This is a genomic window from Aeromicrobium sp. Leaf350, assembly GCF_916858655.1.
GTDB lineage: Bacteria > Actinomycetota > Actinomycetes > Propionibacteriales > Nocardioidaceae > Aeromicrobium.
In genome coordinates this window covers 644,411-668,554 of record NZ_CAKASL010000002.1, presented here as the reverse complement: position 1 = coordinate 668,554, position 24,144 = coordinate 644,411, and the positions used below count along the sequence as shown (strand labels likewise).

Here is a 24,144-nt window from a genome sequence, read left to right as displayed (position 1 = left end):
TCAGTCACCCTTGACGTTCACCAGCTGCCGGAGGGTGTGCTGGACCTCGACGAGCTGCTCGGCATCGGCCATCACCTGGTCGATGTCCTTGTAGGCCGCCGGGATCTCGTCGACGAACGCCGCCGAGTCCCGGTACTCGATGTCGCCCATCGCGGCCCGCAGGTCGTCGACCGTGAACGTCTTCCGGGCCCGGGTCCGGCTGTACTCCCGGCCCGCACCGTGCGGTGCGGACGCGAGGGACGGCGCGAAGCCCTTGCCCGTCACGACGTAGGACGCCGTGCCCATCGAACCCGGGATGAGCCCCCGCCGCCCGACGTCGGCAGCGATGGCACCCTTCCGGGACACCCAGACCTTCCGGCCGTAGTGCTTCTCCTGGGAGGTGTAGTTGTGGTGGCAGTTGATCTCGTCGAGCCGCTCCAGCTCGTCGACACCCACCCACGCCGCGACGCAGGCCTGGACCCGGTCCATCATCTCGGCCCGGTTCTGCAGTGCGAACTCCTGCGCCCACCGCAGCTCCCGCACGTACGCCCAGAACTCGTCGGACCCCTGGACCAGGTAGGCGAGATCGGGGTCCTCGAGCTCGATCCACCACTGCTTGCAGAGCTTCTGCGCCACCGCGATGTGGTGCTGGGCGATCTTGTTGCCCACGCCCCGCGAACCGGAGTGCAGGAACATCCAGACCCGGTCCTGCTCGTCGAGGCTCAGCTCGATGAAGTGGTTGCCGGAGCCCAGCGTGCCGAGCTGCCGCTCCCAGGACCCGGTGTACCGAGCAGGATCGAAGCCGGCCTTCTCCGCTGCCGCCGCCAGCTCGTCGAGCCGCTCCCGGGTGTGGTCCCGCGTGACGGCATCGTTGTAGCCACCGGCCGAGACGGGGACGACTGCCTCGATCGCCTCCCGGACCGCGGACCGGTCCGACGGCAGGTCGTCGATGGTCAGGGGCGTGCGGACCGCCATCATCCCGCAGCCGATGTCCACCCCGACCGCTGCCGGGATCAGGGCACCGTCCGTGGGGATGACCGAGCCGACCGTCGCGCCCTTGCCCAGGTGGGCATCGGGCATGAGGGCCACGTGCGGGAACACGAACGGCATCCGTCCCGTCCGGGCGGCCTGCTGCTCCGTGTTCTCGTCGAGGATCGACGCCCAGCTGACGAGCGTGGGCGTGAGGTGCTTCATGAATCTTCCTTTCCGTGAGGGCCGGCGCGGGTGCGCCGACATGAAAAAAGCCCCGACCACAGGTGTGGTCGGGGCGTGTGACGAGGCGTCAGTGTGACGCCGGTCCACGACATGACCGACCGCTCCCGCTGCGGCGGGAGTACTCGGGGAACGACACGTGCTGCTTCGCAACCATGGGGCTGGACATGAACGGCGCTCCTCTCGGTCGGTCGAGTGCCGGGACAGCGAGGGACACTAGCGGATCTGTGCCGCTCCTGTCACCCCTCCCCTGTCAGCCCTGCCCCGACTCAGCGACGCTCAGGGGCGGGCCAGCCAGGCGTTCAGGGCGCGCTCGCCGCGGCGCATGACGCGGCGGTGGGCGGCGGCGAACACGGGACGCAGCACCGGCTCGGTCCAGCGCATCCAACGGCGGGTCGTGGCGACGGTCCAGTCGATCCGCACCTGGGTGGCACCCCCGACCTCGCTGAGCTCGACCCGCCCCGACCCGGACAGGTCCCCCACGGCGTCGAACGCGATGACGTGGAGCTCGAAGGTACGCAGGGAGTGCAGCCGGAAGCGCAGTCGGTAGCCGAGCGCGCTCCTGGTCTCGACGTCGATCAGGTCGGACCGGCGCCCACGGACCCGGAGGTCGTCCCACCACTCGAAGGGATCCGGCTGGTCGACGAAGCGCTCGAACACCGTCCAGACCGCGGACGGCGGCGCGTCGACGCGCCAGGTCGAGACCAGGACGTACGGCGCGCGGTCCACGAGTTCATCCCCCGGATCGGCGCCGCGTGTGGCGCACCCACCACAGTCCCACGAAGGGCAGCACCAGAGGCACGAAGCCGTAGCCGGCCCCGAAGTCGCTCCAGACCGTCGCGTCGGGGAAGAGCTCGCCGTCGACGAGGGTCAGCACGCCGACGCCGAGGACACCGGCGAGCTCGAACCCGATCGTCGCGACGGCGAGCTGCCGCCGATCGGTGGCCAGCGCGTACGTGGCGACGACGTAGACGATGCCGGCCACGGCCGACAGCGTGTACGCGACCGGGGCCTCGGACGCCTTCGCGGAGAGCTGGTAGATCGAGCGTGCCGCCGCCGCCAGGGCGAACACGGCGTACAGCGCGACCAACGCACGGCCGAAGCCGCTCGAGGTGGGGGTGCTGCGCGACGACTCAGACATACGCTCCCTGCCAGATACCGAGCACCCGGATGACCAGGACGGCCACCGTCAGCATCGCCACGACCACGACGCCTGAGCCCCAGCGTGACTTCTCGGCGACGCCCCAGAGGATCGCGGCGGGTGGGATGACGAGCGTCGTCACGAGGTAGGAGATGAAGAGCACGCCGTCGACGTCCCGCTCGGTGCCGGCGAGGGCGATCGAGCCGCCGACGAGCAGCGCGATCAGCAGCAGCTCCAGCACCGAGACGACGTAGAACAGGCCGTTCGAGAACGGCGCCTCCCGCCACAGGTGCCACCCGGCGTAGGCCGCGGCGACCAGGGCGTACGCCGTGACGGCGTAGGCGACGGGATCGTTCACACCGGTCCTCTCACGGGGCGCTGACGGTGCCGATCGGCACCGCCGGGCCGCTCACGCGAGGGCCCGGATCTCCGCCACGGAGTCTGTCACAAAGCCGTTCCAGGCCGACACACGGCGGAACATGAAGTGCCCGACACCGCGCAGCGAGGTCCACTCGACGCTCGTCGCCACGGAGCGAGCCCGCTCGGCCCACACCTTGCTCAACGGCGCCGACGTCCACCGGTCGCGCGTTCCGTGGATGATCCGCACGTCGCGGTCGGTCACGCCGGCGATCGGCTCGCCCTCCGGCAGCCACGGCGCCAGTCCCACGACGCCGATCACGCCCTTCTCGTCGGCCACGCGACACGCCGTCCGCCCACCCATCGAGTGCCCGACCAGCACGATCGGCACGCCCGGGTGGCTCTCCCGGATCTCGGCGAGCGCCTGGCGGGCGTCACCCACGGGCGACGGGGCCGCCGGGTCGTTCCAGCCCCGCGCACCGAACCGGATCAGGTACGTCACGACGGTGCCGTCGAAGCCTCCGACGCGCTTGGCCATCGCGTTCATGCGCCACCAGCTGGCGTGCTTCTTCTCGACGGGCTCGAGATTGTTCTGCTGTCCGCCGTGCAGAAACAGGACGACGCATCGCGCATCGGACGTATCGTGGAGTCGGTCGAGGACGTAGGGCACGCCCGACATCGTCACACGGTGGATCGACGTCCGCAGACCGATGATCGCGTGATCCACACCACCGAGAATCCGCGCCGGATCCGACCCATCCACCCTTGCTGCAGCAGCGAAATACCCATGAAGCGTCAAGAAAGGCCCTCCGATGCCCCCCACGTCCGTACCGTCGTCGCCCGACGACAAGCGCCACCTGTCGTCCGTCGACGACGCCCCGGCGCTGGACCTGGACGACCTCCTCGTGCGCACCGCACGCGGCGACGACCAGGCCTTCGCCGCGCTGTACGACGCGCTGGGCTCGTCGGTCCACGGTCTCACCCGCCGGTTGCTGCGCAACCCGGCGCGGGCCGAGGAGGTCACCCAGGAGGTCTTCCTCCAGGTGTGGCGGACGGCCACCCGCTTCGACCCGGAGCGTGGCCGTGCCAAGACGTGGGTGCTCGTGCTGGCCCACCGCCGTGCCGTCGACGCCATCCGCCACGACCAGGCCGCCTCGGACCGCGAGGACAACTACGACTGGGTCGGGGGGCCCGACCACGACGTCGTCAGTGAGGAAGTCATCGTGAACCTGGAGCACGAGCAGGTCCGGCGCTGCATGGACGGCCTCACCGAGCTTCAGCGGGAGTCCGTCAACCTCGCCTACTACGGCGGGTACACCTATCCCGAGGTCGCCGAGCTGCTCGACGCGAACCTCGCGACCGTCAAGACCCGAATGAGGGACGGCCTGATCCGTCTCCGCGACTGCATGGGGGTGACCGCATGACCATCGACCTCCACTCCCTCGTGGGCCCCTACGCCCTTGACGTCCTGGAGCCCGACGAGCGCACGGAGTTCGAGGCTCACCTCGACTCCTGCCCGACCTGCCGCGAGGAGGTCGACGGGTTCATCGCCACGGCCGTGCGCCTCGGCGAGGCCGTCGCCCAGGACCCGCCGGACGCCCTGCGCGCCCGCATCCTCTCGGCCGCCGCCACGACGCCCCAGGAGCGACCCACGGTCGTGCCGATGCGCCGCAAGCGGCCGCTGCGCTCGCGAGCCGTCGGTCTCGTGGCGGCCGCCGCCATGGCCGTGGCTGCCGTCGGTGTCACCGGGTACGTGCTCGAGCACCAGCAGCTGCAGGACTACCAGGCGCAGCAGTCCGACGTGGAGGCCGTCATGACGGCTGCGGACGCCCAGATCGCCGACACCGAGCTCAGCGGCGGTGGCACGATGCGCCTGGTGCACTCCTCGAAGCTGGACGCCGCCGTCGTCACCGTCAGCAGCCTGCCGACGCTGTCGGACCGCGTGTACCAGCTCTGGACGATGCGAGAGGGCGTGCCGACCTCGGCCGGACTGCTCGAGAACTCGGACATGACCTACGTCTCGGACGTCGACGGCGCTGACCAGATGGCGGTGACGGTCGAGCCTGCCGGTGGTTCGGCGAAGCCGACCTCGCTGCCGATCGGCACCGTCGCGCTCTGACAGGATGGGAGACGTGCAGTCCCCCATCGTCCTGATCAGTCCCGCGATGGCCATCGGGTCGCGCTACTACGCTCCCCTGGTCGACGCGTTCGAACGTCGCGGCTGGGACGCCCGGGCCCTGCCGCGGCGCGGCTTCGAGGACGACCTCCCGCGCGCCTCACGGCGCGCGGACTGGTCGTACGCCGACGAGATCGGTGACCTCACTGACGCGATCCGCGCCGCCCGCGGTGAGGTGGCCGACCGTCCCGTCATGGTGCTGGGGCACAGCCTCGGCGGCCAGATCGCTGCGGGTCAGGCGCTCGGCAGCGCCGACGCGGACGACCGCCCCGACCTGTTCGTGGGCATCGGCACGTCGACGCCGTACTTCCGCCGCTACCCGCACGCAGGCATCCCGGTGCTGGCCGCGGGAGCGATGGCGTGGCCGCTGACGGTGGCCTTCGGCTACCTGCCGAAGCCGGCATTCGGTGGCCCGGGCGCGCGCACGCTCATGCGCGAGTGGGGCGCGTGGGCCGTCACGGGTCGCCCGCCCTTCCGGGTCGACGGACGCTTCGACGTCCCGACCCTGATCATCAAGCTGCAGGCCGACCCGTACGCCGTCTCGGCCGCGACCGACGACTTCGTCGACCGCTTCTGCGACCCCGAGCTCACGACGCGCTGGACGTACACGGCCAAGGCCGCCGGGCCGAACGGCACGACCGACCACGTCCGCTGGGTGCGCAGCCCCGAGGTCGTGGTCGACCGCATCGTCGACTTCTGGGCTCAGGCCTCTGCGAAGGCCTCGATCGGCGGGCAGGTGCAGGCCAGGTTCCGGTCGCCGTAGGCCTGGTCGATCCGCGCGACCGGCGGCCAGTACTTGTCGTCGGTGGACCCGGACGGGAAGACGCCGTCGGACACGCTGTAGCCGTGCTTCCACTCCAGCAGCTCACGGGCCGTGTGGGGCGCGTTGACGAGCGGGTTGTCCTGCGCGTCCAGGTCACCACCGGCGACCTGGTCGATCTCCGCGCGGATGGCGAGCATCGCGTCGCAGAAGCGGTCGAGCTCGGCGAGGTCCTCGGACTCCGTCGGCTCGATCATGAGCGTGCCCGCGACAGGGAAGCTCATGGTCGGCGCGTGGAACCCGTAGTCGATGAGGCGCTTGGCGACGTCGTCGACCGTGAGGCCCGCAGCCTTCGTGAGCGGACGCAGGTCGAGGATGCACTCGTGCGCGACGAGGCCGTGGTCGCCGGAGTACAGCACCGGGTACGCCTCCTCGAGGCGCTTCGCCACGTAGTTGGCCGAGAGCACCGCCACCGACGTCGCCTGCGTGAGCCCCTCGGCCCCCATCAGCGCGATGTAGGCGAACGGGATCGGCAGGATGCCGGCCGAGCCGTACGGCGCGGCGCTGATCGGACCGAGTCCCTCGCGGCGCCCCGCGTCGGGGTGCAGCGGGTGCGTCGGCAGGAAGGGAGCGAGGTGCTCGCCCACCGCGACCGGACCGACGCCGGGGCCACCGCCGCCGTGCGGGATGCAGAACGTCTTGTGCAGGTTCAGGTGCGACACGTCGCCGCCGAACTCACCGGGGCGTGCGTGGCCGACCAGCGCGTTCAGGTTGGCGCCGTCGACGTACACCTGGCCGCCGTGCGCGTGCACGACGTCGCAGAGCTCGGTGATGCCGTGCTCGTACACGCCGTGGGTCGAGGGGTAGGTGACCATGATCGCGGCCAGCTCGTCGGCGTGCTTCTCGCACTTGGCACGCAGGTCGTCGAGGTCGACCTCGCCGTCGTCGGTCGAGGAGACGACCACGACCTTCATGCCGGCCATGACGGCGGACGCGGCGTTGGTGCCGTGCGCCGAGCTCGGGATCAGGCAGATCGTGCGCTGCAGGTCGCCCCGGCTGCGGTGGTACGCGCGGATCGCGAGCAGGCCCGCGAGCTCGCCCTGCGATCCGGCGTTCGGCTGGATCGAGACCTGCGCGTAGCCGGTCAGGTCGGCGAGCCAGCCCTCCAGCAGGTCGACGAGCTCGATGAAGCCGGCCGCGTCCTCGGCCGGGACGAACGGGTGCAGCTCGGCGAAGCCGGGGTAGCTGATGGGCTCCATCTCGGCCGTCGCGTTGAGCTTCATGGTGCAGGAGCCGAGCGGGATCATGCCGCGGTCGAGGGCGTAGTCGCGGTCGCTGAGCTTCTTCAGGTAGCGCAGCATCTGCGTCTCGCTGCGGTGCTCGGTGAACACCGGGTGCGTCAGGATCTGGTCGGTGCGCAGCAGGCCGGTCGGCAGTGCGGATCCGGGCGTTCCCGCCTGGGCGTCGACGCCGAAGGCCGTGAGCACCGCGATGACGTGCTCGCTGGTGGTCGCCTCGGAGGTGCTGATGCCCACGTGGTCGGCGTCCAGCGGCCGCAGGTGGACACCCGCGGCCCGGGCCGCGGCGACGATCTCGGCTGAACGACCGGGCACGTGTGCCGTGACGGTGTCGAAGAAGGCGTCGGAGGTGAGCTCGACTCCCCCGGCGCGCAGGCCGCCTGCGATCGTGGCGGCGTGTGCGTGGGTGCGGGTCGCGATCTCCCGGAGGCCGTCCGCGCCGTGGTAGACCGCATACATCGACGCGGCCACGGCCAGGAGCACCTGCGCGGTGCAGATGTTCGACGTGGCCTTCTCGCGACGGATGTGCTGCTCGCGGGTCTGCAGCGCGAGGCGGTAGGCCGGGCGACCTGCGGCATCGACGGAGACGCCGACGAGGCGGCCCGGGAGGTGACGCTCGAGGCCCTCGCGCACGGCCATGAACCCGGCGTGGGGTCCGCCGTAGAACATCGGCACGCCGAAGCGCTGCGCCGAGCCGACGGCCACGTCGGCACCCATCGAGCCGGGCGAGGACAGCAGCACCAGTGCCAGCGGGTCGGTGACCACGACGGCCAGGCCGTTGGCCGCATGCGTGGCCTCGATGACGCCGCGCGGATCGACGATCGCTCCGTCGCTGCGCGGGTAGGCGATGATCGCGCCGGCGCAGTCGTCGACCGGGAGGCCCTGCGAGAGGTCGGCGTGCACGAGCTCGATGCCCATCGCCTCGGCCCGGGTCGCGACGACCGCGATGGTCTGCGGGTGCAGCCCGGTGTCGATGACCACGGGAGCCGTCTCCCGGCCGCGCACGGCGCGGCGCACGAGGGTCATGGCCTCGGCAGCCGCGGTTCCCTCGTCCAGGAGGGAGGAGTTCGCGGTGGGCAGACCGGTCAGGTCGCCGATCAGGGTCTGGTAGTTGAGCAGCGCCTCCAGGCGCCCCTGCGAGATCTCCGGCTGGTACGGCGTGTACGCGGTGTACCAGGACGGGTCCTCGAGCACGTTGCGTCGGATGACCGGCGGCGTCAGCGTCGGGTGGTAGCCCGTGCCGATCATGGCGACGCCGGGGTTGTTGCGCTCCGACAGCTCACGGAGACGGCCCAGCACCTCGTGCTCGCTCTGGCCGATCGTGGCGACGGCGCTGGCCTGCTGCGTGCGGATGCCGGCCGGGACGGCTGCGGCCATCAGGGCGTCGAGCGAGTCGAAGCCGACGCGGCTCACCATCGCCTCGATGTCGGCAGGGCGGGGACCGATGTGGCGGTCGACGAACGAGGTCACAGAACGCTCCAGATGGGGTCGAGGGGCTGAGCTCCCCTCCCCTTCTGTCGGCAGACCTCCAGAATTGCTTCGTCCGTGTGGTCCTGGGTGCCTGAGAGGTTCCGGGGAGGAATTGCCCCTTCGGCGCTGCCCTGGGTGGGTCAGTCTCTCCCACGCGGCGTCATCAGCCAGGCCAGCCTAGCAAGGTGACCCGGCGCCAGGGCGCCGAACGCGCGGGAGGTGCGTCACGCGGGGTGCAGGCACGGCAGGCCAAGGCCCGGGGCGGTACCGGACAAGCAGGCACGGACAACCCAGCGTGGCCCGGGCTCCGGTCATCCAACCGTTCTCCGCCAGATGTGTGCGTTTATCGGGGTCTGGCGGCCTCACGTGCAGATGTGTGCGCTAACCGGCCCCGATCGACCGATGTGAGGTCGTTAAGTGCACACATCGTGCAGGCACCCCGGGAAGGGCTCAGCTGGCGCCGCGGGCGCGTCGACGGGCGGAGAGCTCGTCGGTGGCGGGGGCGTCGGCGGCGGTGCGCTCGCTCGGGAGCTCGTGGAGCGAGCCCTCGATCTCCTTCCAGACACCGCCGATGGCGATGCCGAAGACGCCCTGGCCGCCACGCAGGAGGTCGATGACCTCGTCGGCGGAACGGCACTCGTAGACGCTGGCGCCGTCGCTCATGAGCGTGACCTGGGTGAGGTCGTCGGTGCCGCGCAGGCGGAGGTGGTCGATCGCGGTGCGGATCTGCTGCAGCGAGACACCGGCGTCGAGCAGGCGCTTGATGATCTTGAGCAGGAGGATGTCGCGGAAGGAGTAGAGACGCTGCGTGCCCGAGCCGGTGGCCGAGCGGACCGTGGGCTCGACCAGCTTCGTGCGGGCCCAGTAGTCGAGCTGGCGGTAGGTGATGCCGGCGGCGGAGCACGCCGTGGGGCCGCGGTAACCCGTGTCGACGGGGATGGGGGCCACGTCGTCGTCGAACAGCAGACCTTGGTCACCGGCTGCAGCCGCAGCGGCGTCGTCGCGCCCTGAGGAATCAGGTGCGGCGTCGCGGGGATCGATCATGGCACGGCCCTTCGATGGCGTCGTTACGGGGAAGACTACCCCGGCGTAATGACATCGGGGAGATTTCGACAGCAACCTCAAGTTAAGGGTGAGGGTTAGGGTCGTCAAGGACCGCTGCGGCGTGTCGCGGCTCGACCGCGTCACCGACGACGGTCCCGCTACGCGAAGTCCTCGGGATCGACGTCGTCGAGGAACTCCCGGAAGCGCTCCACCTCTTCCTCCTCCTCCGACTCCGGCACCATCGCCGCCGCGTCGAGGACGTCCTCGGCCACGAGCACCGTCGCCTCGCACCGCAGCGCGAGGGCGATGCCGTCCGACGGCCTCGCCTCCACGACCGCCCCGGAGGCGAAGTGCAGCTCGGCGAAGAAGATGCCGTCGCGCACGTCGACGATCTCGACCCGCTCGAGCTCGTCGCCGAGGGCCGTGACGGTCGCCGCCATGAGCTCGTGCGTCAAGGGCCGGGCCGTGGGCGTGCCCTGCAGCGCGAACGCGATCGCGGAGGCCTCGACCGCACCGATCCAGATGGGGACCACCCGCGTGCCGCCGACCTCGCGCAGCAGCACCAGGGGCTGGTTGGCGGGCATGTCGACCCGGACACCGACGACCTCGACCTCGCGCATGAGGATCAGCCTTGCAGGAGCGACCGAAGCACCAGGGTGTGGAGTCGGATCGAGCCCGCCGCCAGCGCCGCCGCCGTGGCCTGGGCGTCCTCACCGGACCGCGGGCCGACGACCTGGTCGACCAGGTCGGCCTCACGCTGCGCGGCGGTGCGGACCTGCCGCAGGTGACGCGGCTCGACCCCGAGCCGGGCGAGCTCGGCGACCGCGCTCGCGATCGCGAGGTCGTCGCCGTCGTAGTACTGCTGGCGCGCACGACGCACGATGAGTCCGTGGGCCTCGATGTCGACCAGCAGGTCGTCGCCGATGCCGGCCTGCTCGAGCAGGTCCTCGCGCGACAGGCGGGCGCGGCTCGGGCGCTCGCTGAAGGTCTCGGCCGTGGGCAGGCCGTCCTCGGCCAGCGCCAGGTGGCGCCCCGTCTCCTCGCCCGGTGCCCGCCCGTTGTCGAGGTCGTCGAGCACCTGACGGATGTGGCTGAGCGGCCAGAACGCGTCACGCTGCTGCCGCAGGATGAAGCGGAGCCGCTCGACGTCACCGAAGCTGAACTTGCGGTAGCCCGACGGCGTGCGCTCGGGCTCGAGCAGACCCTCGGACTCCAGGTAGCGGATCTTCGTGATGGTCAGGTCGGGGAACTCCTGCTGGAGCTCGTCGAGGACCTTGCCGATACCGAGTCGTTCGAAGGAAGCGGCTCCCCCGCTCATGCGCGACCGGGGGTCGCGCCGTCGAAGAACAGCAGGCGGAACTTGCCGAACTGGACCTCGTCGCCACCGGCGAGCACGATGTCGCGCTCGATGCGGTCGCGGTTGACGTAGGTGCCGTTCAGGCTGCCCTTGTCGGAGACCACGAAGGTCTCGCCCTCGCGGCGGAACGTGGCGTGACGACGCGAGACGCTGATGTCGTCGAGGAAGATGTCGCTCTCGGGGTGACGACCGACCGTGATCTCGTCGGCGTCGAGCAGGAAGCGCGCTCCGGCCTCCGGGCCGCGCTGCACCAGCAGCATGGCCGAGCCGGTCGGCAGCTTCTCGACCGTGGCGAGGTCCTCGGGGGACATCTCCTCGGTGTCGTGGTCGACGTACGGGATGTGGGTCGTGTGCTCGATCGAGTCACGCGGGTCCGGCTCCGGCGCACCGTCTCCTGGCGTCGTCATGTCCAGGGCCCTTCCTGCAGCGAGGTGCACGCGCAGCGCGCGTGCCGTTCGAGAGTCAACCTAACACTCACGGGCGTCACGCCGAGGTGAGTCCGGCGTACTCCTCGGGAGTCAGCAGACCTTCCGTGGCGTCGTCGGCGACCCGGACCCGGAACAGCCAGCCCTCGCCGTACGGATCGGAGTTGATGACCTCCTCACCGCCGTCGAGCGCGTCGTTGCGGGCCACGATCTCGCCCGAGACGGGGCTGAAGATGTCGCTGACCGACTTGGTCGACTCGAGCTCGCCGACCGTCGAGCCGGCCTCCACGGAGTCGCCCACCTGCGGCAGCTCGACGTAGACGATGTCGCCGAGCTGGTCCTGGGCGAAGTCGGTGATGCCGATCGTGACGACGTCGCCGTCGACGCGCACCCACTCGTGCTCTTCGCTGTAGTGCAGGTCCTCGGGAATCACGGGCGCTCCTTCAAGCAGTCCGAAAGCGGGGCAGGTGACTGGGCTGGTGCCGGTCAGGAATCGTTGCGAGCGTACTCGGGCGACACGGCCTCAGCCAGCGCCGTGATGGTGACGACGTCGAGTCGCTCGACGGAGAGTGTGCCACCTCTCGACTCGACGCGGTCGGAGATCCCGCCTCGGAAGTCGATGGCCGGGGCGAGGGTGGCCGGGTCGCCGATCGCCTCGATCACGTAGGGGGCCTCGACCTGCTTGCCGGACACCAGGACCTGGCCGCTCTCGTCGCCGTCGGCGAACCACGTCTGGGCCACCACGCGGGCGTGGCCGTTGATGACGATGGCCTCCGCGCCGGCGTCGCGCAGCTCCTGCACGGCGTCGAGCAGCAGCGAGGCGCCGATCGTGCCGGTCGGGTCGGTGATGGTGAGCCGGACGCCCGGCCCGGTCGCGCCGACGGTGCCCGCGAGGATCGACAGGTCGTCCAGACGACGCTGCGCCTCCTTCTGAGCGGTCTCGGTGGCGTTCGTGGACGAGCGCAGGTCGTCGCGCGTCGCGGTCAGGTCCTCGATCTGCTCGGTCAGGCGCCCGTTGGTGGCGTCGAGGGTCTTCAGGAGCTCGACGAGCTCGACGCTGCGGAGGTTCTGGTAGCTGTCGGCCTCGTCCTGGCCGAGCTGCACCGTCACCGTGAAGGCCAGCAGGGCGAGCAGCACGGCCGACAGGATCTGGCGCGACGGCCGCCGGACCGCCGGCGTCTCGTCGGCGTCCGCGTCGACCTCGTCCGCGTCGACCACCTCGTCGTCCGGCTCGCTCGCCGGATCCGGGCGCTCAGGCATGGAAGACCCTGCGGCGGATGGCGGCGGCGTTGGCGAAGATGCGGATGCCGAGCACGACCAGGACGCCGGTCGAGAGCTGCGAGCCGACGCCCAGCTGGTCGCCGAGGAAGACGATGAACGCGGCGATCACGACGTTGGAGACGAAGGACACCACGAAGACCCGGTCGTCGAACCGCTTCTCCCCCACGGCCCGCAGGGCGCCCACCACCGCGTCGAGCGCGGCGACGATGGCGATCGGCAGGTAGGGCTGGAGCGCGACCGGGACCTCCGGCTGGAGCACGAGCCCCACGGCGACACCGACGACGAGACCGAGGACGGGGATCATGAGGCTCCTTCCTCGGCCGGCACCGGGGTGGCGCGGGTGATGGTCGTGCGGTGGTCGGGGGCTGCGGGCAGCACCTGATCGTCGGCATCGCTGACGTCGTACGTCAACTCGTCCTGGCTCTGGCGCCGCTCCCAGTATCCGTCCTCGCCGCTCGCGTCGAGCCGCTCACGGATCGTGTCGCGGTCCCCGACGACCTCCAGCACGTACGGGGCCCCGATCGAGGTGAAGTTGATCGTGATGGCGCCGCCGGCTGCGCGGAGCGAGGTCAGGGCGCCCCAGCGCTGTCCGTTGACCGCGATCGCCTCCGCTCCACCGATCCAGAGCTCGTTGACCAGGGCCCGCAGCTCGCCGTCACCGATCGCGACGCCCGAGGCCGGGTCGATCGTGATCCGGACGCCGTCTCCCGTGACGCCCGAGGCCCCCGCCGCGAGCTCGTTGCCGAGCTCTTCCGGCGTCTTCTCCTGGACGCCGCGCAGGGCGTCGACCTCGGACTCCAGGGAGGCGACCTGGGCGAGGAGGTCGACCTGCAGGCTCTGGCCCTGCTCGATGTCGGACAGCAGCGCGTCGCGCGTCTCGCTGCGCGAGGGCCGGTCCTGCGCGTACTGCACCGCGGTGATCGTGACCATGAGCATGAACAGGGCGAGCACGAGCGCCGTGGCCGCCGTGTTGATGCCCCGCGAGCGCGAGTACCGCCCCGGGCGGACGACGTAGTAGTCGTCGTCGAGGGCCCGCTCGGCGATCTGGTCGAGCAGGCCCGTGGCCTCGCGGCTGTAGGGCGTGCGCTCGCGCCGGGCCTGGTCCGTCGGGGCCGGCTCCGTCGCGGTGGTGTCGGGCGTGGTGGACGGCATCTCGATCAGCCGCGGGGGCGCTCGCGGCGGGTCGGCCGCTCGTCGGGCTCGAGCCGCTCCGTGGCCGTCATGAGGCGGCGCACCTGGAACGCGTAGAGCACACCGCCCCACCAGTAGAGCCCGACGCCCCAGATCGCGAAGGCCCAGCCGAACACGTTGGCCAGGTCGGCGACCGTGCCGGCGCCGTCGCCGAGCAGCAGCAGCGGGAACGCGTAGAGCAGACCCGCCGTCGCCGCCTTGCCGAGGAAGTGCACCGGCAGCGAGCTGTACCCGCGGGTACGCAGGAACGGGATGAGGCTGAACAGGAAGACGTCGCGCAGCGGGATCGCGACGACGAGCCACCACGGGATGATCTCGCGCAGGCCCAGACCCACGACGACCGCGAGGATGTAGAGGCGGTCGGCCACGGGATCGAGGATCGCCCCGATCTTCGAGGTCTGGCCGAGCGTGCGCGCGAGCTTGCCGTCGAGGTAGTCGGTCACGCCGGAGACGATCAGCACGAGCAGCGCGAGCTCGTCCCACTCGGGTCCGAGGACGAGCCACAGGAACACGGGAACCAGCAGCAGCCGGACGAAGCTGAGTGCGTTCGGCACCGTCAGCACGCGATCCTCGGTGTTCATCACCGCAACCCTAGGCCATGGGCCCGTCGGATCGGTGTTCCACATCGAGAGACACGACGGGGCTCGTGCTGCGTGGTTCGCGGCGAGTGCCAAGATGGAAGAGCACGACATCTGCACACCCAAACTGAACTACCGGGGGGCCTGCCGGCCTTCCCTGAGGAGGACGCGTGGCTGACTACAGCTTGCCCGATCTGTCATACGACTACGGTGCCCTGGACCCGCACATCTCCGGCAAGATCATGGAGCTGCACCACTCCAAGCACCACGCCAACTACGTGGCGGGCCTGAACACGGCCCTCGAGAAGCTCGAGGAGGCGCGCGACTCGGAGAACTTCGGCGCGATCGCCGGCATCGAGAAGAACCTGGCGTTCAACCTCGGTGGCCACATCAACCACTCGATCTTCTGGAAGAACCTCTCCCCCGAGGGCGGCGACAAGCCCACGGGCGACCTGGCCGCCGCGCTCGACGAGAACTTCGGCTCGTTCGACAAGTTCCGGGCGCACTTCGAGCAGACCGCGCTGACGATCCAGGGCTCCGGCTGGGCGATCCTCGCGTGGGACAGCCTCGGTCAGAAGCTCCTCGTCGTGCAGCTGTACGACCAGCAGGCCAACATCCCGGCCACGCTGATCCCCATCACGCAGCTCGACATGTGGGAGCACGCGTTCTACCTCGACTACCTCAACGTCAAGGGCGACTACGTCAAGGCGTTCTGGAACATCGTCAACTGGGCCGACGCCCAGGAGCGCTTCACCGCTGCCACCAGCGGCGGTCAGATCATCTTCTGATCCGACCAGCACCCGAACGGCCCGCACCGAGAGGTGCGGGCCGTTCTGCGGTCCCGCCGAGATGTGTCGACTTCGGCCCCATGCCACCGCGAGAAGTGGGGCCAAAGTCGACACATCTTGAGGGAGGCCTCTCGCTACCGGTCGCGGTCGGCGAGGGCCTTGAAGCGTTCGTTGTAGGCCTTGAGCTCGGCGTCGTCGTCGCGGTCGGCCGCGCGGTCGACGCGCTTCTGCTCGCGCAGGTCGGAGCGGAACCACTGCACGAGCAGCGCGAGCATCACGATGAGCAGCGGCACCTCGCCGAGGGCCCACGAGATGCTGCCGCCGAGGTACTGGTCCTCGAGGAGGTCGGTGCGGAACGGGCGGTCGAGCGCGAGCCAGTACGACTCGCCCGTCGGCACGCTGGCCGACATGATCACGATCGAGAAGAACGCGTGGAACGGCAGCGTCACGAGCAGCAGGCCGAAGCGCGCGAGCGGGACGAGCCGGCGCGGCGACGGGTCGACGCCGATGATGACGTAGTAGAAGAGCGTGCCCACCGCGAGGAAGTGCAGCTCCATGCCGACGTGGCCGAGGATGCTCCGCATCAGGGTGTCGAACAGCGGCGTGAAGTACAGGGCGTAGAGGCTGCCGATGAACAGGACCGGCCCCACGATCGGGTGCGTCAGGAACGTGGCCACCCGCGAGTGCAGGGCCGCGGTCAGCATCCCGCGCGGAGACACCTCTCCGGGCTGGCGCGGACCGGGCAGGGCGCGCAGCGCGAGGGTCACGGGAGCACCGAGCACCAGGAAGATCGGTGCCACCATCGAGAGCAGCATGTGGCTGACCATGTGGGCGCTGAACATCACGTGCGAGTACGTGCCGAGGCCGCCCATCGTGGCCCACGAGACGACGACCATGCCGAGGACCCAGGCGATCGTGCGTCCGACCGGCCAGCTGTCCCCGCGGCGGCGCAGCACGAGGATGCCCGCGACGTAGAGGGCCGTGCCGAGCCCGACCACCGCCATGCCGATGCCGCTCGGGTAGAAGCTCGTCAGCATCCGCTCCAGCGTCGGCGCAGCGGGCATGGGACCACCCAGCAGGTCCTCGGCCGGCGTCAGGAGGACCTCGCCGGCCGGCGGAGGCGTGCGCGAGAGCGCCACGGCGATGCCGATCGTGCCGAGCATCACGAGCAGCTCGGTGCCGGCGAGGCGCGCGAAACCGGATCCGGCGGCGACGATCCGGCGACGTTGCCACCAGCCGAACGCACCCAGCACGACGAAGGCCAGGGCCTTGACCATCACGACGCGCCCGTAGGCCGAGCCGACGAGCTCGTCGATCGACGTCGCGCGGACGGAGGCGTTCAGGACGCCGGAGACGCCGACGACGACGAAGCACCACAGGGCCAGGGTCGAGTACCGCGCGACCGCGGCCTCGAGCCGCCGGCTGCCACGGCGCGCGATCCAGCCGAGGGCCACGAGTCCACCGACCCAGACGGCCACGCCCGCGACGTGCAGGTAGAGGCTGACGGAGGCCAGCGAGTGCGACCCGCCGGACGCGGCGTGTCCCGTCAGCGCGGCCGGCAGCATCACGACGAGCCCGAAGGCGCTCCATCCGGCCAGGGCACGGACCCCGATCGTCCACCGCAGCACGACGGCGAGGACCAGCGCCCCGGCGGCCTGCAGGACGATGCTGCGCCCGATCTCGCTGTCGCGCGTGACCGCCGTGAGCACGTTGCGGTCGAGATCGGTGAGCGGCACGGCGAACAGGTCGGCGGCCGTGGCGAAGTACAGGACGACGGTCGAGACGACCCAGACCCACGCGGCTCGACGCGCCACCCGGACGGCGTCGACGGCGAGACCTTGGGCGTCGTCCTTGGACGAGGGCAGCAGCACCGAAGCCGCGACGAGGAACCCGACCACGGCGATGCCGGCGACGTCCGCCACCAGCGAGGCGCCCGGGACCAGCCAGCCGACGAGCGGTCCTGGGTCCGGCAGGCCCACCGCGGCGGGCTCGGGCGCGGAGCCGCCGAGCACCATCGCGACGACGAGCGCGGTGAAGGCGGTCGTGGCGCCGACCGCGACGGCGAGCCCGGGCCCGGTCGAGGGTCCTCGCTTCTGGTCCTGGGGCTTCTCGACCTCCGTGGCGGTCATGCGTCGACCTTGCGGCGGCGCATGAGCAGCAGTCCGACCAGCGCCAACCACGGCAGCGCGACCAGCCCGACCCACGTCCACGTCGAGGAGGTGACCTTCTCGACCGGGCTCGACTCGACCTCGGCTCCGCTCGTCACGTCGAACTCGAAGGCACCCTCGACCGGGTGGCCGTCGGCGGAGATGGCCCGGTAGTCGACGCGGTACGTGCCCGCGAGGCCCGGGTCGTCGACGGTCTGCACCAGGTCGGCGCCGTCGACCGTCGCCTCTCCCTCGGCCACGATCGCGCCGTCGGGGGCCTTCACCACGACGTACGAGGGACGGTTCATGGTCTCGTTGAACGTCAACCGCACCGCAGACGGCATCGCCTCGACCGAGGACCGCTCACCCGGGTTCGTCGACACGAGGCCGGCGTGGGCCGAGGCCGACGTGGAGCCGGCCATCACGAGGACCGCGACCACGGCGACGAGGGCTGGGAGTGCGGGCAGGAGCCGGCGACGGACGGGGATCATGGCGCTGACGACAGTACCTGTCGCGTCCGAGCCGTCCGGGGCCAGTGTTAGTGTCCGGCGCATGTGGGACCCGGGACGAGGAGGCCTGCGCGCGCTGCGTGCCGGGCTGACCGGTCTCACCGTCTCCGCGGTCGCCGTCACCTCGCACGTGGTGGGCGGCGGCACCCACACCTCCTGGCTCGCGGTCGTGCCCGCGACGGTCGCCGTCACCCTGGTCGCCGCCGTCCTGGGCGGCCGCCGACTCGGACCGGCCACCCTCGTCGGCCTTCTCTCCGGCGCACAGGTCGGTGTCCACGCGCTCTCGCACTACCTCCACGGCCAGGCTGTCTGGCACGACCTCTCGATGGTCGGTGCCCACCTCGTGGGCGTCGCCGTGACCGCCCTGCTCCTGGCGCGGGGCGAGCGGCTGCTGTGGCGTCTCCACGCCTGGCTGCGGCCGAGGCGGCTCGGCACCGTGCCGACGCTCCCCGTGACGGTGAGGTCCCTGCCCGTCGCGATCGTCGTGCCGCGTGACCTCTCCCCCCTGCTCGACGGCGCCGTCTGCCGTCGTGGTCCTCCCCTTCCGGTCGTCTGACGCTCCCGGTCCCGCCGCCATCGGCAGGACCGTCGTCGCTGCGCGCCCGCTCCACGCCGTGGAGCGCGGGTCGGCGACGTCACGACCCACCAATTCTGTGAAGGACCACCCATGAAGACCTCAGCTCTCCCTGCCCGGCTCGCCCTCGGCGGCGCTCTCGGACTCGGTGCCACATTCCTGACGGCCGGCGCCGCGTCGGCCCACGTGACCGTCACCCCGTCCACGACCAGCTCCGGGGCGTACTCCGTGCTGACGTTCAGCAACGGCCACGGCTGCGACGGCTCCCCCACGACGCGGATCAGCATCTCGATCCCGGACGGGATCTACGCCGTCACGCCGACCCGCCACGCCGACTACTCGATCGAGAAGGTCATGGAGACCCTCGACGAGCCGATCGACGACGGGCACGGCGGTGAGTACACCGAGCGCGTCGCGGAGGTCGTCTACACGGCCACCACGCCGCTGCCGGACGGCTACCGGGACGCCTTCGAGCTGCAGCTCAAGCTCCCCGACGGCGAGGCCGGCGACCAGCTGGAGTTCCCGACCATCCAGACGTGCGAGACGGGCGAGACGGCCTGGATCGACGAGACGGTCGAGGGCGAGCCCGAGCCCGACGCCCCGGCCCCGGCGTTCGCGCTGACGGCCGCCGACTCCGGCACGGGTCACGGCTCCGACGAGGCGACCGGCTCCAGCACCGCCGCGGTCTCGACCGACGACGACTCCGGGACCAGCACGGTCACGTGGGTCGCGCTGGCGCTCGGCGCGCTGGGCCTGCTGCTCGGCGGAGCGGCGTTCGTCAGGAGCGGCACGAAGGCGTGACCGTCCTCGCCACGACGATCCGACGGGCACGGCTCATGGCCGTGCCCGTCGGGCTGCTCCTGCTCGCTCCCGTCCTCGCCGCGCAGGTCCTGCTCGCGTCGCCCGCCGCGGCGCACGCCTCCCTGGTCTCGACCTCTCCCGACGACGGTGAGGTCCTGGCCGAGTCGCCGGCCGAGATCGCGCTGACGTTCACCGAGAACGTGCGCCTCACCGACGGCATCGAGCTCCTGGCCGGCGACGGCTCCCCCGTCGAGGCCGAGGTCTCCGGCGCGGACGAGGTCGTCACGATCACGCCGTCCGCGCCCCTGGCCGACGGCACCTACGTCGTGGGCTGGCGGGTCATCTCCGCCGACAGCCACCCGATCGCCGGTGGCTTCAGCTTCTCCGTCGGCGCCCCGTCGGCGACTTCCGTGGACGTGCCGACGGCCGAGACCCCGCGCGACGTCGACCTGCTCCGCAAGTCGGCCGAGGCGCTGCGCTACGGCGGCGTGCTGCTGGCGGCCGGGCTCGTGCCGTTCGCCCTGCTCGTCGCGCCCCGCACCCGCACCTCACCGGCCGCCGCCCGCCGCCTCGTCCGCACCGCCGTCGTCGCGGGGGTCGTCGCGGTCGTCGCGGCGCTGCAGCTGGTTCCCCTCACCGCGCTGTGGCAGGCCGGGTCGCCGCTCAGCGAGCTCGGCACGGTGCTGGCCGACCCCCGGACCTGGCAGGACGACAGCTTCGCGGCGGCCGGGGTCATCTTCCTCGCACTCGTCGTCGCCGGTCTGGCGGCGGCCCGCTCGGCCCCGGCCCTGGCGGTCGCCGCGGCCACGGTGGCCACCTCCTCGCTCGCGATCGTCGGACACACCCGGACGTTCGGTCCCGTCCCCGTGGTGCTGACGGCCGACGTCGCCCACGTGGCGGTCGCCGCGACCTGGGCCGGTGGTCTCGCAGGCCTGGTGGTCCTGTTCACGCTCGGATCCCAGGTCCGAGCCGACGTCGTGCAGCAGGCGGTCCGGCGATTCTCCGCCGTCGCGCTCTGGTCGGTCGTCGTCCTCACGATCTCGGGCGCCGTGCTGTGGTGGCGCATCCCGGCCACCGTGACCGACCTGCCCGACTCGTCGTACGGGGTGCACCTCGTCGTGAAGGTCACGCTGGTCGCGATCATCCTGGTCGTCGCGGCCTTCAACCTGCGACACCTGCGCGGGCGCCGCACGGTCGACCTCAGCGTGCTGCGCCGCACGGTCGGCGCCGAGCTCGTGGTGATCGGCCTGGTCGTCGCCGTGACCGCCGGCATGGTGACGCAGGTGCCTCGCAGCTCCGAGGCCGCGGCGGCCACGGCCCCGGCAGCGGAGGAGCCCGAGGCACTCGAGCTCGACCTGGGCGACGGCACCACTGCCACGCTGGTCCTGACGCCGGGACGGGTGGGCACCAATGCGGCGCAGCTGACCGTGACCGGTGCCGACGGTGCGCCGGTGTCGGCGGTCGAGCCGGTCCAGCTGTCCGTCGGCATCGAGGAGTTCGAGCTCGGACCCTTCCGGCACGAGCTCGTCGAGGTGTCGCCCGGCGCGTACGAGGGCAGCATCGACCTGCCCATCCCCGGAACGTGGCGGATCGAGGTCGGCGTGCGCACGTCGACCTACGAGCGCCCGTCCGACTCCGTCGACGTGGAGGTGGCTGAATGAGGAGCGTTCTCGCTCGAGGATCCGTCCTCGCCGTCGTGCTCGGGATCCTGCTGGGCTGGACGGCAGGTCCCGCGTCGGCCCACGTCCTGCTGGAACGCGCCGTTCCCCTGGGCGACGGGTCGGTGGAGCTCGCGATCACCTTCGACCACAGCTGCGACGCCTCACCCACCGTCGAGCTCGCCGTGGAGGTCCCGGATGGCTCCGAGCTCGTCTCCGGCACCGGCCCCGCGGGGTGGAGCGCGACCGCTGAGGGGTCGCGGATCGTGTTCACGGGTCCGGGTATCGGCAACGGCGAGAACCCTCGCTTCAGCGTGGTCGCGCGTCTCACGGGTTCCGTGGGCGAGACCCTGCTGTTCCCGACCCGGCAGACCTGCGCTGACGGCGGAGGGTACGACTGGGCCGACGCCACGGAGTCCGAGGAACGACCGGCGCCGCGCCTGATCGCGACGGAGGCCGTTCTCGCAGAGGTCACCCAGACCGCACCCGCCGCGGCGCCGGCGTCCGACCTGCCCGACGAGGGTGCGAGCCTGACGCAGGTCGCGGTCGGCATCGCCGCGGCAGCACTGATCGCATTCGCGGCGTCACACCTGGCCCTGCGCCGGTCCGCGCCGGGGCCCGGTGCCAGATCTGGCAGGGGCCGTTAGCGTGGGGCCATGGCCGAGCATCTGACGACCCAGTCCGTGATCGAGCTCGACGACGCGTGGGGGGCGCACAACTACCACCCGCTGCCCGTCGTGATCTCCGAGGCCGAAGGTGCGTGGGTCACCGACGTGGAGGGGCGTCGCTACCTCGACTTCCTCTCCGGGTACTCCGCGCTCAACTTCGGCCACCGCCACCCGGCCCTGCTCGCGGCGGTGCGCGACCAGCTCGACCGGCTCACGCTGACCTCGCGCGCCTTCCACAACGACCGTTTCGGTGCGTTCTGCCGCGATCTGGCCGAGCTGACCGGCACCGAGATGGTGCTGACGATGAACACGGGCGCCGAGGCCGTCGAGTCGGCCATCAAGGTCGCCCGCAAGTGGGCCTACGAGGTCAAGGGCGTCGCGTTCGACTCCGCCGAGATCATCGTGGCCTCCGGCAACTTCCACGGTCGCACGACGACGATCGTGTCGTTCTCCGACGACCCGGTCGCCCACGACAACTACGGGCCGTTCACCCCGGGCTTCGTCACGGTGCCCTACGGCGACGCGCGGGCCGTGCGCGACGCGATCGGGCCGAACACGGCGGCCGTGCTGATGGAGCCGATCCAGGGCGAGGCCGGCGTGGTCGTGCCGCCGGATGGGTTCTGGGCCGACGTCCGCTCCGCGTGCGACGAGAACGACGTGCTCATGATCGCCGACGAGATCCAGTCGGGCCTGGCCCGCACGGGCGAGCTGTTCGCACTCGACCACGAGGGGGTCCGCGCCGACCTGTACACGCTCGGCAAGGCGCTCGGCGGCGGCATCATCCCGGTCTCGGCCGTGGTCGGACGCCGCGACGTGCTGGGCGTGCTGAAGCCGGGCCAGCACGGCTCGACGTTCGGCGGCTACCCCGTGGCGGCCGCCGTGGGCCATGCGGTCGTGGACCTCCTGCGCACCGGTGAGTTCCAGGAGCGGTCCACCGAGCTCGGCGCCCACCTCCACTCCCGCCTCGGGGAGCTCGTCGGCCACGGGGTCGCCGAGGTCCGCGGGCGCGGCCTGTGGGCCGGCGTCGACATCGATCCTGCGGCCAAGACCGGGCGCGAGGTCTCGATGGCCCTGCGCGACCAAGGGGTCCTCTGCAAGGAGACCCACGAGCGCACGCTGCGCATCGCCCCGCCGCTCGTCATCACCCGCGAGGAGATCGACCACGCGGTGGACGCCCTGGGCGCCGCGCTGCAGGCGTAGGGCTGGCAGAACCGGACCGGTGGCGGTTGGAGCCGACAAGCGGCACGGACCAGGGTCAGGACGCCCCGCCCACGGTCATCAGCGGCACGGTCACCAGACGGACGACCGAGCTCCCGGGTTCGCGGTCGCCCCCACTGCCGCAAACCCCGGAACTTCATGGGCTGACGACCAAGGTCGGGGGTTTGTGGTCGTCTCAGCAACCGCAAACCCTTGATCTTCGTCGTCAGTCGGTTCCGCGGAGCATCGGGTGACCGCGTCCGGTCCCTGCCTGCTTGTCACGCGCCACCGGGAGCGGTCGGGTCAGGCGCGGGAGCGGGCGCGCTTGCGGAGGAGGCCGAGCGGGAAGGGCTCCTCCGGCTGGCCGGAATCGATCGCGGCCGCGTAGTGGCCGACGAGCTCGCCGCAGATCGAGGACCAGCGACGGTCCTGCACGGCCCGGCGCGCTGCGGTGCCGAAGGCCCGACGCTTGGACTCGTCGCCGGTCAGGTCCCGCACGTGGTTCGCGAGGGCCGTCAGGTCACCGGGCGCGTAGAGCCAGCCCGTGCGGCTGTGGTCGACCAGGTCGAGCGGACCGCCCTTGGCCACGGCGACGACCGGGACCCCGGCGGCCAGACCCTCCTGGATCACCTGGCAGAACGTCTCGGTCTCGCCCGGGTGCACCATGACGTCCAGGCTCGCGACGTGGCGACCGAGCTCGTCGCCGTGCAGCATGCCCGTGAAGTGAGCGCCCGGCAGAGCCGCCGCCAGCTTGTCGCGGTCAGGTCCGTCACCGACGACCACGATGCGCGTGCCCGGCACGCCCGCGAGGGCCGCGAGGTCGGTGACCTGCTTCTCGGGAGCCAGGCGCCCGACGAAGCCGACCAGACGCTCGCCGTTCGGCGCGAGCTCCCGGCGCAGCGCCTCGTCGCGGTGCGCGGGCGAGAACCGTGCGGAGTCGACGCCGCGACGCCAGATGCGCACGCGCTGCACCCCCTGGGCCTCCAGCGCGGCGACCGAGCTCGTGGACGGGGCCAGCGTCAGGGCAGCCCGGTCATGGATGTCGCAGACCCGACGCCACAGGAGGCGCTCCGCCCACGGCATCCCGTACTCGGCGGCGTACGCCGGCACGTCGGTCTGGTAGATCGCCACGGTCGGCACGCCGAGCTCACGGGCTGCGAGCGTCGCCCGCCAGCCGAGCACGAACGGCGACGCGAGGTGCACCACGTCGGGACGGAACTCCTGCAGGAGCCGCTGGATGCGGACCACGCCACCCGTGGCGACCCGCACGTCCGGGTACATCGGCAGCGACCACGACGGGACGGCGACGACCTCGGCCCCGTGGACCTCGGTCGGCACGTCCCCCGCACCGCTGTCGGGGACGATCACGAGCACGTCGTCACCTCGACGTTCGAGGTGCTGCAGCACGTGCAGCACGGAGGTGACGACCCCGTTCGTCTGGGGGAGGAACGACTCGGCGACGATGGCAATCCTCATGCCTTCACGCTCGCCCCGGTCTCTGACGGGATGCCGACGTCGGGGTGTCGTGTCGCT

The 24,144-nt window shown here is 71.4% G+C and carries 27 protein-coding genes and 1 riboswitch; of the genes, 9 read left to right on the top strand and 18 right to left on the bottom strand.

Annotated elements, in window-relative coordinates:
- The 5 genes from LO931_RS12225 to LO931_RS12205 all read right to left on the bottom strand — a co-directional run bounded on the left by LO931_RS12225 (position 1) and on the right by LO931_RS12205 (position 3,416).
- Entirely contained in the window at positions 1-1,173 is a 1,173-nt protein-coding gene (locus LO931_RS12225) for an RtcB family protein (RefSeq protein ID WP_229053871.1), read from the bottom strand.
- 297 nt (positions 1,174-1,470) lie between these two features.
- Positions 1,471-1,920, bottom strand: coding sequence for an SRPBCC family protein (locus tag LO931_RS12220; protein ID WP_229053869.1), 450 nt, complete (start codon positions 1,918-1,920; stop codon positions 1,471-1,473).
- Positions 1,921-1,924: 4 nt separating this feature from the next.
- The gene (locus tag LO931_RS12215; protein WP_229053868.1) at positions 1,925-2,332 is read right to left on the bottom strand and encodes a hypothetical protein; all 408 of its coding nucleotides are present in this window, start codon (positions 2,330-2,332) and stop codon (positions 1,925-1,927) included.
- Positions 2,325-2,690: a hypothetical protein gene (locus LO931_RS12210; RefSeq protein WP_229053867.1), complete on the bottom strand. Its 366-nt coding sequence runs from the start codon at positions 2,688-2,690 to the stop codon at positions 2,325-2,327. Before LO931_RS12210 ends, LO931_RS12215 begins: the two co-directional genes overlap by 8 nt.
- Before the next feature lie 51 nt (positions 2,691-2,741).
- Positions 2,742-3,416: an alpha/beta fold hydrolase gene (locus tag LO931_RS12205; RefSeq protein WP_229053866.1), complete on the bottom strand. Its 675-nt coding sequence runs from the start codon at positions 3,414-3,416 to the stop codon at positions 2,742-2,744.
- Between the two features lie 85 nt (positions 3,417-3,501).
- Between LO931_RS12205 and sigK the strand changes: the two genes are divergently transcribed.
- Genes sigK through LO931_RS12190 form a run of 3 tightly spaced genes read left to right on the top strand, consistent with a single transcriptional unit; the run spans position 3,502 to position 5,628 of the window.
- Positions 3,502-4,113 carry an ECF RNA polymerase sigma factor SigK gene (sigK, locus tag LO931_RS12200; protein WP_229053865.1) on the top strand — a complete coding sequence of 204 codons (612 nt, stop codon included), beginning with the start codon at positions 3,502-3,504 and terminating at the stop codon, positions 4,111-4,113.
- Positions 4,110-4,808 (top strand): anti-sigma factor domain-containing protein, encoded by a 699-nt coding sequence (locus LO931_RS12195; protein ID WP_229053864.1) that lies wholly within the window; start codon positions 4,110-4,112, stop codon positions 4,806-4,808. The genes sigK and LO931_RS12195 overlap by 4 nt, the downstream gene beginning before the upstream one ends.
- A 13-nt stretch (positions 4,809-4,821) precedes the next feature.
- The gene (locus tag LO931_RS12190) at positions 4,822-5,628 is read left to right on the top strand and encodes a serine aminopeptidase domain-containing protein (protein ID WP_229053863.1); all 807 of its coding nucleotides are present in this window, start codon (positions 4,822-4,824) and stop codon (positions 5,626-5,628) included.
- On the opposite strand, the gene gcvP is transcribed toward LO931_RS12190, so the two are convergent.
- The 10 genes from gcvP to LO931_RS12140 form a co-directional block, all read right to left on the bottom strand.
- Positions 5,568-8,393, bottom strand: coding sequence for an aminomethyl-transferring glycine dehydrogenase (gene gcvP, locus LO931_RS12185; RefSeq protein WP_255657911.1), 2,826 nt, complete (start codon positions 8,391-8,393; stop codon positions 5,568-5,570). The two genes, LO931_RS12190 and gcvP, sit on opposite strands and share 61 nt — an antisense overlap.
- Before the next feature lie 68 nt (positions 8,394-8,461).
- Positions 8,462-8,556: riboswitch (glycine riboswitch) on the bottom strand.
- Positions 8,557-8,843: 287 nt separating this feature from the next.
- A complete protein-coding gene (locus LO931_RS12180; protein WP_229053862.1) occupies positions 8,844-9,437 on the bottom strand; it encodes a MerR family transcriptional regulator in 594 nt (197 codons plus the stop codon).
- 158 nt (positions 9,438-9,595) lie between these two features.
- The gene (locus tag LO931_RS12175; protein ID WP_229053861.1) at positions 9,596-10,057 is read right to left on the bottom strand and encodes a bifunctional nuclease family protein; all 462 of its coding nucleotides are present in this window, start codon (positions 10,055-10,057) and stop codon (positions 9,596-9,598) included.
- 5 nt (positions 10,058-10,062) lie between these two features.
- Positions 10,063-10,755, bottom strand: a complete 693-nt coding sequence (locus LO931_RS12170) for a MerR family transcriptional regulator (protein ID WP_229053860.1) — start codon at positions 10,753-10,755, stop codon at positions 10,063-10,065.
- On the bottom strand, positions 10,752-11,201 hold the full coding sequence (locus tag LO931_RS12165) for an FHA domain-containing protein (protein ID WP_304523509.1): 450 nt from the start codon (positions 11,199-11,201) through the stop codon (positions 10,752-10,754). Before LO931_RS12165 ends, LO931_RS12170 begins: the two co-directional genes overlap by 4 nt.
- A 76-nt stretch (positions 11,202-11,277) precedes the next feature.
- Positions 11,278-11,652 carry a glycine cleavage system protein GcvH gene (gcvH, locus tag LO931_RS12160; protein WP_229053859.1) on the bottom strand — a complete coding sequence of 125 codons (375 nt, stop codon included), beginning with the start codon at positions 11,650-11,652 and terminating at the stop codon, positions 11,278-11,280.
- Between the two features lie 53 nt (positions 11,653-11,705).
- Entirely contained in the window at positions 11,706-12,479 is a 774-nt protein-coding gene (locus LO931_RS12155) for a DUF881 domain-containing protein (protein ID WP_229053858.1), read from the bottom strand.
- Complete coding sequence (locus LO931_RS12150) at positions 12,472-12,804, bottom strand: small basic family protein (RefSeq protein WP_229053857.1); 333 nt, start codon at positions 12,802-12,804, stop codon at positions 12,472-12,474. Before LO931_RS12150 ends, LO931_RS12155 begins: the two co-directional genes overlap by 8 nt.
- On the bottom strand, positions 12,801-13,652 hold the full coding sequence (locus tag LO931_RS12145) for a DUF881 domain-containing protein (protein WP_229053856.1): 852 nt from the start codon (positions 13,650-13,652) through the stop codon (positions 12,801-12,803). The genes LO931_RS12150 and LO931_RS12145 overlap by 4 nt, the downstream gene beginning before the upstream one ends.
- A gap of 5 nt (positions 13,653-13,657) precedes the next feature.
- Positions 13,658-14,272, bottom strand: coding sequence for a CDP-alcohol phosphatidyltransferase family protein (locus LO931_RS12140; RefSeq protein WP_229053855.1), 615 nt, complete (start codon positions 14,270-14,272; stop codon positions 13,658-13,660).
- Positions 14,273-14,439: 167 nt separating this feature from the next.
- Between LO931_RS12140 and LO931_RS12135 the strand changes: the two genes are divergently transcribed.
- Positions 14,440-15,057, top strand: a complete 618-nt coding sequence (locus tag LO931_RS12135) for a superoxide dismutase (protein ID WP_229053854.1) — start codon at positions 14,440-14,442, stop codon at positions 15,055-15,057.
- A 134-nt stretch (positions 15,058-15,191) separates the two neighbouring features.
- On the opposite strand, the gene LO931_RS12130 is transcribed toward LO931_RS12135, so the two are convergent.
- Positions 15,192-17,186: a cytochrome c oxidase assembly protein gene (locus tag LO931_RS12130; RefSeq protein WP_229053853.1), complete on the bottom strand. Its 1,995-nt coding sequence runs from the start codon at positions 17,184-17,186 to the stop codon at positions 15,192-15,194.
- Complete coding sequence (locus LO931_RS12125; protein ID WP_229053852.1) at positions 17,183-17,695, bottom strand: copper resistance CopC family protein; 513 nt, start codon at positions 17,693-17,695, stop codon at positions 17,183-17,185. The genes LO931_RS12130 and LO931_RS12125 overlap by 4 nt, the downstream gene beginning before the upstream one ends.
- Positions 17,696-17,756: 61 nt before the next feature.
- Between LO931_RS12125 and LO931_RS12120 the strand changes: the two genes are divergently transcribed.
- The 5 genes from LO931_RS12120 (at position 17,757) to rocD (ending at position 22,614) form a co-directional block, all read left to right on the top strand.
- Positions 17,757-18,269 carry a hypothetical protein gene (locus LO931_RS12120; RefSeq protein ID WP_229053851.1) on the top strand — a complete coding sequence of 171 codons (513 nt, stop codon included), beginning with the start codon at positions 17,757-17,759 and terminating at the stop codon, positions 18,267-18,269.
- Between the two features lie 111 nt (positions 18,270-18,380).
- Positions 18,381-19,088: a YcnI family protein gene (locus tag LO931_RS12115; RefSeq protein ID WP_229053850.1), complete on the top strand. Its 708-nt coding sequence runs from the start codon at positions 18,381-18,383 to the stop codon at positions 19,086-19,088.
- Positions 19,085-20,749: a copper resistance protein CopC gene (locus LO931_RS12110; protein ID WP_229053849.1), complete on the top strand. Its 1,665-nt coding sequence runs from the start codon at positions 19,085-19,087 to the stop codon at positions 20,747-20,749. The genes LO931_RS12115 and LO931_RS12110 overlap by 4 nt, the downstream gene beginning before the upstream one ends.
- Positions 20,746-21,393, top strand: a complete 648-nt coding sequence (locus LO931_RS12105; RefSeq protein ID WP_229053848.1) for a DUF1775 domain-containing protein — start codon at positions 20,746-20,748, stop codon at positions 21,391-21,393. Before LO931_RS12110 ends, LO931_RS12105 begins: the two co-directional genes overlap by 4 nt.
- Before the next feature lie 9 nt (positions 21,394-21,402).
- A complete protein-coding gene (rocD, locus tag LO931_RS12100) occupies positions 21,403-22,614 on the top strand; it encodes an ornithine--oxo-acid transaminase (RefSeq protein WP_229053847.1) in 1,212 nt (403 codons plus the stop codon).
- A gap of 300 nt (positions 22,615-22,914) precedes the next feature.
- Here the strand turns inward: rocD and LO931_RS12095 are convergent, their stop codons facing one another.
- Positions 22,915-24,087 carry a glycosyltransferase family 1 protein gene (locus tag LO931_RS12095; protein WP_229053846.1) on the bottom strand — a complete coding sequence of 391 codons (1,173 nt, stop codon included), beginning with the start codon at positions 24,085-24,087 and terminating at the stop codon, positions 22,915-22,917.
- Positions 24,088-24,144 lie beyond the last annotated feature (57 nt).

What these genes read in the sequence shown, in the direction of transcription:
- LO931_RS12225 (WP_229053871.1), bottom strand. Translation starts at nt 1,173, where the DNA reads ATGAAGCACCTCACGCCCACGCTCGTCAGCTGGGCGTCGATCCTCGAC.
- LO931_RS12215 (WP_229053868.1), bottom strand. Translation starts at nt 2,332, where the DNA reads ATGTCTGAGTCGTCGCGCAGCACCCCCACCTCGAGCGGCTTCGGCCGT.
- sigK (WP_229053865.1), top strand. Translation starts at nt 3,502, where the DNA reads ATGCCCCCCACGTCCGTACCGTCGTCGCCCGACGACAAGCGCCACCTG.
- LO931_RS12195 (WP_229053864.1), top strand. Translation starts at nt 4,110, where the DNA reads ATGACCATCGACCTCCACTCCCTCGTGGGCCCCTACGCCCTTGACGTC.
- LO931_RS12180 (WP_229053862.1), bottom strand. Translation starts at nt 9,437, where the DNA reads ATGATCGATCCCCGCGACGCCGCACCTGATTCCTCAGGGCGCGACGAC.
- LO931_RS12175 (WP_229053861.1), bottom strand. Translation starts at nt 10,057, where the DNA reads ATGCGCGAGGTCGAGGTCGTCGGTGTCCGGGTCGACATGCCCGCCAAC.
- LO931_RS12170 (WP_229053860.1), bottom strand. Translation starts at nt 10,755, where the DNA reads ATGAGCGGGGGAGCCGCTTCCTTCGAACGACTCGGTATCGGCAAGGTC.
- LO931_RS12165 (WP_304523509.1), bottom strand. Translation starts at nt 11,201, where the DNA reads ATGACGACGCCAGGAGACGGTGCGCCGGAGCCGGACCCGCGTGACTCG.
- LO931_RS12155 (WP_229053858.1), bottom strand. Translation starts at nt 12,479, where the DNA reads ATGCCTGAGCGCCCGGATCCGGCGAGCGAGCCGGACGACGAGGTGGTC.
- LO931_RS12150 (WP_229053857.1), bottom strand. Translation starts at nt 12,804, where the DNA reads ATGATCCCCGTCCTCGGTCTCGTCGTCGGTGTCGCCGTGGGGCTCGTG.
- LO931_RS12145 (WP_229053856.1), bottom strand. Translation starts at nt 13,652, where the DNA reads ATGCCGTCCACCACGCCCGACACCACCGCGACGGAGCCGGCCCCGACG.
- LO931_RS12140 (WP_229053855.1), bottom strand. Translation starts at nt 14,272, where the DNA reads ATGAACACCGAGGATCGCGTGCTGACGGTGCCGAACGCACTCAGCTTC.
- LO931_RS12130 (WP_229053853.1), bottom strand. Translation starts at nt 17,186, where the DNA reads ATGACCGCCACGGAGGTCGAGAAGCCCCAGGACCAGAAGCGAGGACCC.
- LO931_RS12125 (WP_229053852.1), bottom strand. Translation starts at nt 17,695, where the DNA reads ATGATCCCCGTCCGTCGCCGGCTCCTGCCCGCACTCCCAGCCCTCGTC.
- LO931_RS12120 (WP_229053851.1), top strand. Translation starts at nt 17,757, where the DNA reads ATGTGGGACCCGGGACGAGGAGGCCTGCGCGCGCTGCGTGCCGGGCTG.
- LO931_RS12115 (WP_229053850.1), top strand. Translation starts at nt 18,381, where the DNA reads ATGAAGACCTCAGCTCTCCCTGCCCGGCTCGCCCTCGGCGGCGCTCTC.
- LO931_RS12105 (WP_229053848.1), top strand. Translation starts at nt 20,746, where the DNA reads ATGAGGAGCGTTCTCGCTCGAGGATCCGTCCTCGCCGTCGTGCTCGGG.
- rocD (WP_229053847.1), top strand. Translation starts at nt 21,403, where the DNA reads ATGGCCGAGCATCTGACGACCCAGTCCGTGATCGAGCTCGACGACGCG.
- LO931_RS12095 (WP_229053846.1), bottom strand. Translation starts at nt 24,087, where the DNA reads ATGAGGATTGCCATCGTCGCCGAGTCGTTCCTCCCCCAGACGAACGGG.